Raw genomic sequence first — 10,239 nt, 5'->3', positions numbered from 1 at the left:
ATGGCTGAGCGCGTCCGTCGCCTGTCGTCGGATGCCTGGAGACGTCGCATAGTCAGGCCTAGTGCACCACCCTGCTAAGGTGGAGTCCCCTTATGGGGACCGAGGGTTCAAATCCCTCCGTCTCCGCCAGTCGATGGTCCGAGATCCCTTGAAACACTGGGATCGCGGGCCATAGCTGTCTCATAGGGCGGCCGGTAGCCACGGCGCTTCGCCGAGCGCTTGTCTATGTCGGCGCTATGGTGGCCTCATGGTTCTTCAGTACATTCGCCTGCGCTCGGCCTGAGTCGGCGCTCCCCGCCACCCTGCTGGTGGCATCGATCAGTGTGCCCTCCCGGGCGGCCGACGACGAGTTGCCGATGAAAGAGATCTCTTTCTCAGCGACAGGAACCAACCATGAATGCACGAACCACTTCTCCCGTCGATCCGTCGACCACCTTTCTGCTGGTCCACGGGGCCGGCACGAGCTCGTCCATGTGGGCGCCACTGCAGCGGCAGCTGGCGGTCGATGGCTACCGCTCGTACGCCATCGACCTGCCCGGTCATGGACTCCACGCCCAGTATCCGGTCTCCTACCAGGCGCCTCAGGATCTCGAAGCCCTCGGTTCCGAATTCTCCACGCTGGCGAGCGTCACTTTGGACGACAACGTCGACGCGGTCCTCTCCGCCGCGCGTGCCCTTGCGAAGACCGGCCCGGTCCGGCTCGTCGGGGCGAGCCTGGGCGGGATCACGATCGGCGCTGCGGCGAGCCGTGCGCCGGAACTCTTCGCACACATCGTGTACGTTTCGGCCTGGGTGTGCGTCGAACGTGCGAACCCCATCGAGTGGATGGGCGAACCCGAGTTCGCCACGAGCATGTTGCCGGAGTTGACCGGCGTGGCCGTTGGCGACCCTGCAGTGGTCGGCACGGGGCGGGCGAACTATCGCACTGCTGACCGGACGCAGCTCGGCCTGCTGCATGAGGCGACGATGGCGGAGGCAACCGAGGCGGAGTTCTTGGCCTTCCTGAACATCATGCAACCGGACGAGTCGGTGCTTGTGATGATGGGCGACGGATCGGTCGACCCGAACACCTGGGGCGCGATCCCGAGGACGTTCGTCCGGCTCAGCCAGGACCGCTCCATCCCGCCTGCTCTGCAGGACCGGATGATCGCGGCCGCTGACCGTGCCGTGCCGCACAACGAGTTCGCCGTGCACACGATCGACAGTTCCCACGCCGGGTTCATCCGTCACAGTGAGACGGTCGCATCCATACTCACTGGGAGCTGAGTTCTGTCCGAGAGGGCTGTCGGCAGTGGGTGTGATCTGCCGACAGCCCTCTTGGTGCCGCGAGTTCGCTGCCTACAGGAGCGCACCTCTCAGGTGATCCCAGTGGTGGTTTTTCAACTGATCGTTCTTGGTCCGGGGCCGACGATCGGTGAGCATGCGCGATTGGCTGCTTGGTCTGCGGAGCTACCACAGGTCCACCGCCGGTTGCGGTACGCACTGCAAGCGGCGCAGGGCGCTGCCGGCGCCAACCCCTCCGACGGTGCCGCGCGGGAGCTTCTGCTGTTCTGCCACGGCTTCTGCCTGGCGCTGAGCGGGCATCACGAGGGTGAGGACCGCGAGCTGTTCCCGGCGATCGCTGCTGCACATCCTGAGTTGCGGGACGCGCTCCGGTACCTGCAGCAGGGCTCCGTCTGCGCGAAATCCTCGCAGCCGCCGAACTCGACGTCCTGCCCGTAGAACTGATCCAGGGCACCCGGTGCGCTTGCGTCGGGCTCGGCAGTCGCGCCGGCGGTGCATGCGCTCATCAGCATCGTCATGATCCCGACCGCGGCCAAGGCCGTGAGGCGCCGGACCCGTCCTCGTTCCGATTGGTCTGTGTGCGTCATGTGCCCAGCGAAGGGCCTGTCCCGGGAACAGGGGCAAGTGGCTCCGGAATGCCCTCGCCCGGGGCAGTTGACCCGGTTCCGGCAACACGGTGTTCGCTTGCGACTGATGGCGGCACTGTGCCGTCCCGTAATCGAAAGGACCCGCATCATGGGCTACATCGCCGTCGGAAACGAGAACAGCGCTCCGATCGAGCTGTACTACGAAGACCAGGGGGCCGGCCAGCCCGTCGTCCTCATCCACGGGTACCCGCTCGACGGGCACAGCTGGGAGCGTCAGACCCGGGAACTGCTCGCCCAGGGATACCGGGTCATCACGTACGATCGCCGGGGTTTCGGCCAGTCATCCAAGGTGAACGCGGGCTACGACTACGACACCTTCGCGGCCGACCTCAACACCGTGCTCGAGACTCTCGAGCTGCAGGATGTCGTGCTGGTCGGATTCTCGATGGGCACCGGCGAGCTCGCCCGCTACGTGGGTCGCTACGGGCACGATCGCGTCGCGAAGCTCGCTTTCCTCGCTTCCCTCCAGCCCTTCCTCGTGCAGCGCGACGACAACCCCGAAGGCGTTCCTCAGGGGGTGTTCGACGGTATCGAGGCCGCTGCCAAGGGCGACCGCTTCGCCTGGTTCACCGACTTCTACAAGAACTTCTACAACCTCGACGAGAACCTCGGATCCCGCATCAGCGAGCAGGCGGTGGCCGGCAGCTGGAACGTCGCGGTCGGCAGCGCGCCCGTCGCCGCCTACGCGGTCGTCTCGTCCTGGATCGAGGACTTCCGCGGCGACGTCGAGGCCGTACGAGCGGCGGAGAAGCCCACGCTCATCCTGCACGGCACCAAGGACAACATCCTCCCGATCGACGCGACCGCCCGCCGCTTCCACCCAGCAGTCCCGGCTGCCGAATATGTCGAGATCGAGGGCGCCCCGCACGGACTGCTCTGGACGCACGCCGACGAGGTCAATCGCGCGCTGACCTCCTTCCTCGCGAAGTGACGTCGGTGGCTTCGAGAGGTCTGAGGGAGAAGCACATGCAGGACTTCAAGGTCGGTGACACCGTCCAGGCCACGGGATCCAGGATGACGGGCAACGTCGGAACCGTCATATGGATCGACCACAAGCGCGAGAGGTATCTGGTGCTGATCTCTCCGCAGACGCAGAACTACTTCATGGCGGACGAGCTGAGGCGGTACGCGTGACGGCGGACCCCAGCGGCTTGCGTCAGCCGGCGATGACCACCCGCGCCCAGCTGCGCGATGCCCTATCCACCGAAGCGGATGCCGCTGAGCGCGGGTGATCGTGTCGGCGGGTTACTGCGGCGTCAGCGTCCATTCGGCCTTGGACGACACCTGCACGAGGGCGGGCCCGGTCATCTCGGCCGTCTCATCCGCCGGGCCGGTGCCGTTGAGGATGAGGGGGTTGGTCATGCCGTTGCGGTAGGCCCACACTGCGTGGTTGCCGCGCTGCTCGCCGTTGACGAAGGCCACCGACTCGAACTCGCCCGTCATCCAGAACGCCTGATCGCCCGTGCCGGTGACCGCCCCGTCGAAGCTGGGGGCGTTCTCGACATCGTCCACGACGAGCTCCCAGGTGCCGTCGGCCTCGACCGCGATAGCCGTCATCGCCGAGCCGTCGGTCATGTTCACCAGCCGCGATCCGGAGTAGGCGCCGATGCCGTTCACCAGCATCCCCTCCTCGGAATCGGAGGTCACCAGGACATTGCCGGTGCAGTCCTCGCACGTGAACGACACGATGGCGGCGCCGGCGACGGCGACCGGGATCACCATGTCGCCGGTACCGGCGAACTCCTCACGCTCCACGGCGGAGTCGGCGGCATCCTCCTCCGGAGCCTCTTCCACGGCCGCCGGGGCAGGGCCGACGCCGGCATCGCCGGCATCGTCGGCATCGTCGTCGTCCTGGCTCACGAACCAGATGACGCCGATCACCAGCGCCAGGGCCACGAAGCCGATGAGTGCCCACACCCACCAGGGCACCTTCTTCTTCGGCGTGTTCGGCTGGCCGGTCGAGCCGGCAGCGGACTGAGCGGTCGCGGTTGTCTCGGTACTCATGTCGTCTTCCCCCGGGTTTCCGCCGCGGCATCCGTGTCGCGGGATCAGCGCCACCGTAGCGTGGGCGGGCCGCGGGCCCCGATGGGGAGATCTGCCCTTGCGTGTGCCGCTCAGCGTGCGGTATCGGATGCCGGACGGCTCGCCGTGCCGCTGAGCAGGGACTGGGCGAGCATCGTGGAGCCCGCCACGGCCGCGGGCATGACCGCCACCGCCCCGAGCGGCACCAGGAAGCACAGCTGCGTGGCGATGCCGAATCCGAGCGCGCGACCTCGTTGCGTGCGCAGCAGGCGCCGCCGCGAGCGTCGGTCGATGCCGCGGGCCGCCAGCGCCCGCGCCGTCAGTTCGTCGGCGAGCAGCCACCCGGTGAGGACGATGCCGGTTGCGGCCCCCAGGGGTCCTCCGATCAGCGGGACGAGCCCGCCGAGCGCCGCGAGGACGGCGATCCCGAGACCGCGGGCGATGAGGGCCAGTGAATCGGCGGCGGACCGCCAGAATCCGTATGGCGCGTCCAGCCCCTCGCTGCCGGTCTCTGACTCGACAGCCCGCCAGATGCGGTCGTAGAACGGCTCGCCGACGATCAGGGTGAGGGCCGTGAACGACACCGCGACGACCACCAGCGCCGCCGCGAACACCGCCGTGCCCGCAGCGACGCGCACAACCGTGGTCCACACCGCCGGCCACCCGTCGGCGAAGGGGGTGAGCGCCTCGGCGATCGACGGCAGGAAGAATACCAGGGTCACCAGGCCCACGAGGAACAGCGCCCCCACGATGGCGGCGGGCACGAGCCCCCACGCCATCAGGCCGGGCCGCCGACGCCACAGGCCGAAGCCGCGGGCCAGATCGCCCAGGCCCCGAGTCAGTTCGCGCATAGCCCTTCAGCGTAGAGGTCGTGGACTCCACACCGACGCCGAAGTGGGGTGGCCGGGGTGCCTGACCCTCGACTGAAGCCGGAACAGCGCCCCCCAGCGCCACAGCTTCGTCGGGGTGCACCCCGGCCACCTGCTCCTCCCGCGAGACCGCCGGTCCCCTGGGTGTCTCTTCTCCCTGTCGGTGCGCCGACGCTGTCGGGCCCCGTCGGGTGGCGGGTGAGTGAATGCCAATTTACCGCCGCGTGGTCAACCGGACGGCGCCGGCAGCGGTTCCCGGACGTTCCCGGACGGTCCCGGAACCACGATCTCCGCAGCCGAGCGTCCCGCGTCCGCGCGCTATGCTCCTCAGCAGCCGGCCGTCGCCCGCGAGCTCTGGGGAGGGGCGAGTGCACACGAACGACCCGCTCCCATCGGGGAGCATCATGGACCGCTTCGTCGCGGACTTCCAGCTGCTCAGGCTCACGGCCGGAGACGTCAGCTACGCGCAGATCGCGGAGCGGGTGCGCCGGCTGCGGGAAGCCCGCGGAATGAGCGAGGCCGCCGCCTACGTCGGACGCTCCACCGTCTACGATGCCTTCCGTGCCGGCCGGCGCCGCATCAACGCACGGCTGGTGGCGGACATCGCGACCGTTCTGGGTGAGGATGCCGAGCGGGCGGCGTACTGGCGGGATTACTGCGTGCGTGCCCGTGCCGAAGAGGTCGGCCCAGCCACCCCAGTCACCCCAGCCGTCCCCACCAGTCCTCCCGAACCGGCCCCCGCCCCTGCGCAACCCGTCCCGGCCCCGAGAGACGAAGCCGCGATCCCGCCTGTCGCGTCCCGTCCCGTCGTCCGTTCGTTCCTGCTGGCCGGCACGATCATCGTCGCGCTGGGGGTCGCCGCCAACATGGCGGGATCGATCTTCGTCCGCACACTCGCGCTGCCGCTGTATCTCGACATGGTGGGCACCGCGATCGTCTCGGTCGCGCTGGGTCCCTGGTACGGCGTCGCCGTCGCGATTCTCACGCACGGGCTGTTCGCGCTCTTCGAATGGACCCTCGTGGGAATCCCGTTCACCGTCGTCAACATCGTCGGCGCTCTGGTCTGGGGATACGGCGTGCGGCAGTGGCGAATGGGGCGCTCCCCCTCGCGCGTCCTCGTGCTCAGCCTGCTCGTCGGCGTGTGCTGCACGCTCGTGGCGACGCTGCTGATCATGTTCGTTTACGGCGGGTTCTCGATCAACGCCGGCGCCCAAACGCTGTCGGGCAACCTCGTGGCCATCGGTCACCAGTTCTGGGGTGCGGTGTTCTCGTCGAACATCATCACGTCGCTGATGGACAAGCTGATCTCGGGGTTCATCGCGCTCGCCCTTCTGCCGCTTCTCGTGCGCCATCTGGCCGGGCGACCCGATCACGCGATCCAAGGCCTCGGACGCCTCGTCTCCGGGCGCCCCGACACCTCCGGCGCGAGCTGAGGTCCGCCTTACGCGCGACCCTTGACGATGAGGTTCCAGTAGACCCAGGGCAGCACGTAGCGGTCGAGGATCCACGTCAGGCGGCTTTCCCGCATCGACCCCTTCCACCAGGGCAGGGTCGGCTCCGGGTCACCGTCGCGGTCGAACTCCGCGAACACCACGGTGTCGCGCGAGACGGTGAAGGGGCACACCGAGTAGCCGTCGTACCGGGCAGGCAGCGGCCGTCCCTCGAGCGCGGCGAGCAGGTTGTCGACCAGCACGGTGCTCTGGGTGCGGATCGCTCCGCCCGAACGGGGCGTCTGCGTCTCGGCGGCATCGCCCAGTGACCACACGGTCGGCACTCGGCGCGAGCGTAGCGTCTCGGGATCGATGTCCACGTATCCGCGGGCGTCGGCGAGTCCCGAGGTCTGCAGCCAGGCCGGCGGCCCCTGCGGCGGCTCCGCGTGCAGCAGGTCGTAGCCCAGTACCTCTTCCCGGCCGCCGTGCGCGAGGGTCACGGTGCGTGCGGTGGCATCCACGCTCGAAAGATCGGTCGCCCGCCGCACCTCGATGCCGTACTCGGCGACCTTCCGCCGCAGCTCGGCGTCGACCTCGGCGACGTGGAAGAGCTCGGGCTCGGGGGTGGCGAAGACCACGCGGACATCTTCGAGCACTCCGCGAGCACGCCACCAGTCGCAGGCGAGGTACATGGGCTTCTGCGCCGCGGCGGCGCAGGATGCCGGGCTCGGAGACTGCACGAAGACCACCGTGCCGCCGGTCAGGTCCCGCAGCGCCGGCGACGCCTTGCGCGCGAGCTCCAGATCGTAGTTCGAGACTCCGGCCTCGGTGCGCATGGCTTCGGCGAGCCCGGGGACGGCGTCCCAGAGCATGCGGATGCCGGGGCAGATCACGAGATCGTCGTAGGGCAGCTCCGCGCCGCCGGCGACCTGCACCGTCTGCCGCGCGGAGTCGATGGCGGTGGCGGCATCCTGCACCCACCGCACCCCCCGGGGCGTCACCTTCGCCTGCGGCCGCACCGCGTCGGCCACCCGCGCCCGACCACCGGCGATGTGCGACTGCAGCGGCGCGAAGATGTGCGTCTCCCGTGGTTCGATGACGGTGACGTCGCGCACGCCGGCTCGGCGCAGCCGCCCCGCGACGCTGAGGCCGGCATTGCCTCCGCCGATGACGACGACCCGATGACCTGCGCGGGCTGTGCGTGATGCTGAGGTCATGCCCCCCAGTAACCCCTGCCGGCTCCGACTGGACAACGGGCTTGCCCGGCGCGGCCCGATCGCCTAGGCGGGCTGTCGGCATCGACGAATACGCGAGCGAGACGATGATGTGGCGCGCGGGCAAGCACACGCCTCCGGCCTTGGCAACCACCTGCCCGGCAGCGTCGCTCATGCCGATACTGCTGGTCGGGCCTCGCCCCCGGGCGCCCCGCACGATGGAAGGACGGCAACAGTGAGCCAGCACCAGAACACCCGCACCGACGCGCCACACCCCGACCAGGCGGACAAGCCCGACAAGCCGACCGAGATCAGCAAGCGCTCCTGGAAGTACGTGCTCGGCAAGACCATCCGCGAGTTCACCGCCGACGGCTGCGTGGATGCCGCGGCGGGACTGACCTACTACGCGGTGCTCGCGATCTTCCCGGCGCTCATCGCCATCTTCTCGCTGCTCGGCGTCGTCGGGCAGAGCGGTGCCGCGGCCGACGCTGTGCTGGGCATCGTCGAGGACGTGGCCCCTGGCGACACCGCCGACGCCTTGCGCGGCCCCGTCGAGCAGCTGTCCGAGGCCCCGGGCGCCGGCCTGGCGCTGATCATCGGCATCCTGGTGGCACTGTGGTCGGCGTCGGGGTACGTGGGAGCGTTCAGCCGGGCCATGAACCGCATCTACGAGATCGAAGAGGGGCGGCCCTTCTGGAAGCTCCGCCCCATGCAGCTCGTGGTGACCATCATCGCCGTCGTCTCGTTGGCGCTGGTCGCGATCGGGCTGGTGCTCTCCGGCGACGTCGCCGACGCGGTGGGCAGTGCGCTCGGCCTGGGTGAGGGCGTGCGCCTGGCATGGGACATCGCCAAGTGGCCGGTGCTGCTGCTGATCGTGGTCTTCCTCGTCGCGGTGCTGTACTACGCCACCCCGAACGCGAAGCAGCCCAAGTTCCGCTGGGTCAGCATGGGTGCGCTCCTGGCCATCGTCGTGCTGGCGCTGGGGACGCTCGGGTTCGGCCTCTACGTCTCGAACTTCTCCAACTACGACCGAACCTACGGCTCGCTGGCCGGAGTCATCGTCTTCCTGCTGTGGCTGTGGATCGCCAACCTCGCCCTTCTCTTCGGAGCGGAGTTCGACGCCGAGCTCGAACGCGGCCGACAGCTTCAGGGTGGCATCGCGGCGGAGGAGAACATCCAGCTGCCCGCGCGCGACACCCGTAAGAGCGACAAGCGTGCCGAGAAGGAGCGCGAAGACGTCGCCGAGGGGCGCCGTATCCGCCTGGAGCACGAGGGCGACGGGTAGGCGATAGGGGCAGACCTCCTGCGTCGCCGCTACCGGCGGTGCCTGGATGAGAGAGTCCTCACCTCGAGGTCAGCCCCAAACGGCCCCGGAGCGTCACCGCGGCCGTACTGTGAGAAGACAGGTCCCGCAGACGCCGCTCAGTCGCCGTCACACCAGCACCCCGAATCGCTTGTCGAATCGCCCTCTTTGAAGACTCTCCGCGACCTGGTGTGCAACGTTTAGGAGAGCGCCATGGGCATGTTGTTTTACGGATCCGCCGATTCGCCCGTCCACATCGAGGATGTGCTGCTGGCGCATCTGAAGGTCGTGATGACGACCAAGCTGCGCCGCAGCGAGAGCTTCACCGTCGCCTGGCGGCACGACGCGCAGAGTCCTGCCGGACGCACGACGCTGTGGATCTCGCCGAGCATCCCGCTGCGTTTCCTGTTCGATTCCGCGGAACCCTGCGCGCTCGACCCGCAGCGCATCCGCGACCTCGCCCACGAGGTCTCCCGTACGGGCGCCCTGACGCTGCCGCCGCTGCACACTCCGGGACCCGACGCCACGCAGCACCTCGTCCCCGGCCGTCGGCCGCGCCCGCGGCTGCGTGCCGGCGACCTGGTCTCCGACGGCGCCGGCGCAGCCCGCTAGGCCGGGTCCGCGCCGGGCCAGGGCACGGCGCCCAGTCGCGCGTACCGGAGCCCGGCGGCATCCCATACCGGTCCGAGCATCGCGACGCGACCGGCGAACTCGACCGGATCGCGGTCGCCGGCAGCCGACCAGCCGATCTCGGCCAGCGCGGCGGCACGGGGGAACGCGAGGTGCTCGACGTCGGCGATGGTGAGCGCCGTCTCGGTCCACAGGGGCGACTCCACGCCGAGGATGTCGGATTCCGCGATGCCGTCCACGATGGCCGTGGGCTCCCACGCATACGCGGCGTCGAAGGACGTCGGCCCATCGGCCCAGTCCAGGCCGAGCGCGTAGCCGCCGGGAGTGGGGATGTCCTCGGGGTAGCGGATGTCGAGATACGCGACGTCGGCCGGCGACATGATCACCTGCCCGCCGCGGGCGACCACGGAACGCACCTGCTCCGCCGCCGGTGACACCGGCTGCAGGTAGCTCCAGTACTGCGCGATCGTGCCGGCGGGGAGGTCGTCGCACGACCCGATCTCGTGCCAGCCGATGACGCGCTTGCCCGTGCCCGCGGCGGCGGACGTGATGCGCCGGACGAGATCGCGATAGTCCTCGGGCGATGTCGACCAGGATTCGTCGCCTCCGACGTGCAGCCACGGACCGGGCGTGAGCGCGGCGACTTCGCCGAGCACGTCCCGCAGGAACCGGTCGGTCGCCTCGGCGCGCTCGGGCGAGGCGGAGAGCGACGAGAACCCCACTTCGATGCCGTGGTAGGCCTCGCGGGCGACGCCGTCGGCGTTGAGTTCCGCGTAGGCGTGGAGCGCGGCATTGGTGTGCCCGGGCAGGTCGATCTCGGGGACCACGGTGATGAAGCGC

11 protein-coding genes and 1 tRNA gene are annotated in these 10,239 nt (G+C 69.2%); 8 read left to right on the top strand and 4 right to left on the bottom strand.

Going from position 1 to position 10,239, the window contains the following annotated elements:
* Positions 1–37: 37 nt before the first annotated feature.
* The 5 genes from NQ160_RS12045 to NQ160_RS12025 all read left to right on the top strand — a co-directional run bounded on the left by NQ160_RS12045 (position 38) and on the right by NQ160_RS12025 (position 3,065).
* Positions 38–129 (top strand) — tRNA-Ser (locus NQ160_RS12045).
* A 264-nt stretch (positions 130–393) separates the two neighbouring features.
* Positions 394–1,266, top strand: a complete 873-nt coding sequence (locus tag NQ160_RS12040) for an alpha/beta hydrolase (RefSeq protein ID WP_257515474.1) — start codon at positions 394–396, stop codon at positions 1,264–1,266.
* A gap of 93 nt (positions 1,267–1,359) precedes the next feature.
* Positions 1,360–1,722 (top strand): hemerythrin domain-containing protein, encoded by a 363-nt coding sequence (locus tag NQ160_RS12035; protein WP_257515473.1) that lies wholly within the window; start codon positions 1,360–1,362, stop codon positions 1,720–1,722.
* 297 nt (positions 1,723–2,019) lie between these two features.
* On the top strand, positions 2,020–2,862 hold the full coding sequence (locus NQ160_RS12030; protein WP_257515472.1) for an alpha/beta fold hydrolase: 843 nt from the start codon (positions 2,020–2,022) through the stop codon (positions 2,860–2,862).
* 35 nt (positions 2,863–2,897) lie between these two features.
* Positions 2,898–3,065, top strand: coding sequence for a hypothetical protein (locus NQ160_RS12025; protein ID WP_257515471.1), 168 nt, complete (start codon positions 2,898–2,900; stop codon positions 3,063–3,065).
* 111 nt (positions 3,066–3,176) lie between these two features.
* Here the strand turns inward: NQ160_RS12025 and NQ160_RS12020 are convergent, their stop codons facing one another.
* Positions 3,177–3,935, bottom strand: coding sequence for a hypothetical protein (locus NQ160_RS12020; protein ID WP_257515470.1), 759 nt, complete (start codon positions 3,933–3,935; stop codon positions 3,177–3,179).
* Between the two features lie 110 nt (positions 3,936–4,045).
* Complete coding sequence (locus NQ160_RS12015; RefSeq protein WP_257515469.1) at positions 4,046–4,804, bottom strand: EI24 domain-containing protein; 759 nt, start codon at positions 4,802–4,804, stop codon at positions 4,046–4,048.
* A 422-nt stretch (positions 4,805–5,226) separates the two neighbouring features.
* Here NQ160_RS12015 and NQ160_RS12010 point away from each other — a divergent pair, with 422 nt between their 5' ends.
* Positions 5,227–6,255: a helix-turn-helix domain-containing protein gene (locus tag NQ160_RS12010; protein WP_257515468.1), complete on the top strand. Its 1,029-nt coding sequence runs from the start codon at positions 5,227–5,229 to the stop codon at positions 6,253–6,255.
* An 8-nt stretch (positions 6,256–6,263) separates the two neighbouring features.
* Here NQ160_RS12010 and NQ160_RS12005 read toward each other — a convergent pair whose 3' ends face one another.
* Positions 6,264–7,469: an NAD(P)/FAD-dependent oxidoreductase gene (locus tag NQ160_RS12005; protein ID WP_257515467.1), complete on the bottom strand. Its 1,206-nt coding sequence runs from the start codon at positions 7,467–7,469 to the stop codon at positions 6,264–6,266.
* A 232-nt stretch (positions 7,470–7,701) separates the two neighbouring features.
* Here NQ160_RS12005 and NQ160_RS12000 point away from each other — a divergent pair, with 232 nt between their 5' ends.
* Both NQ160_RS12000 and NQ160_RS11995 read left to right on the top strand, forming a co-directional pair.
* The gene (locus NQ160_RS12000) at positions 7,702–8,751 is read left to right on the top strand and encodes a YihY/virulence factor BrkB family protein (RefSeq protein ID WP_257515466.1); all 1,050 of its coding nucleotides are present in this window, start codon (positions 7,702–7,704) and stop codon (positions 8,749–8,751) included.
* Positions 8,752–8,982: 231 nt separating this feature from the next.
* Positions 8,983–9,381 carry a DUF7882 family protein gene (locus tag NQ160_RS11995; RefSeq protein WP_257515465.1) on the top strand — a complete coding sequence of 133 codons (399 nt, stop codon included), beginning with the start codon at positions 8,983–8,985 and terminating at the stop codon, positions 9,379–9,381.
* Here NQ160_RS11995 and NQ160_RS11990 read toward each other — a convergent pair.
* The coding region (locus tag NQ160_RS11990) for a family 20 glycosylhydrolase (protein WP_257515464.1) at positions 9,378–10,239 on the bottom strand (862 nt) is incomplete at its 5' end. The genes NQ160_RS11995 and NQ160_RS11990 overlap by 4 nt on opposite strands.

The sequence above is a fragment of the Microbacterium sp. zg.Y909 genome (assembly GCF_024626565.1).
The sequence above is the reverse complement of the archived record's forward strand: the minus strand, read 5'-3'. Positions and strand labels throughout refer to the sequence as shown.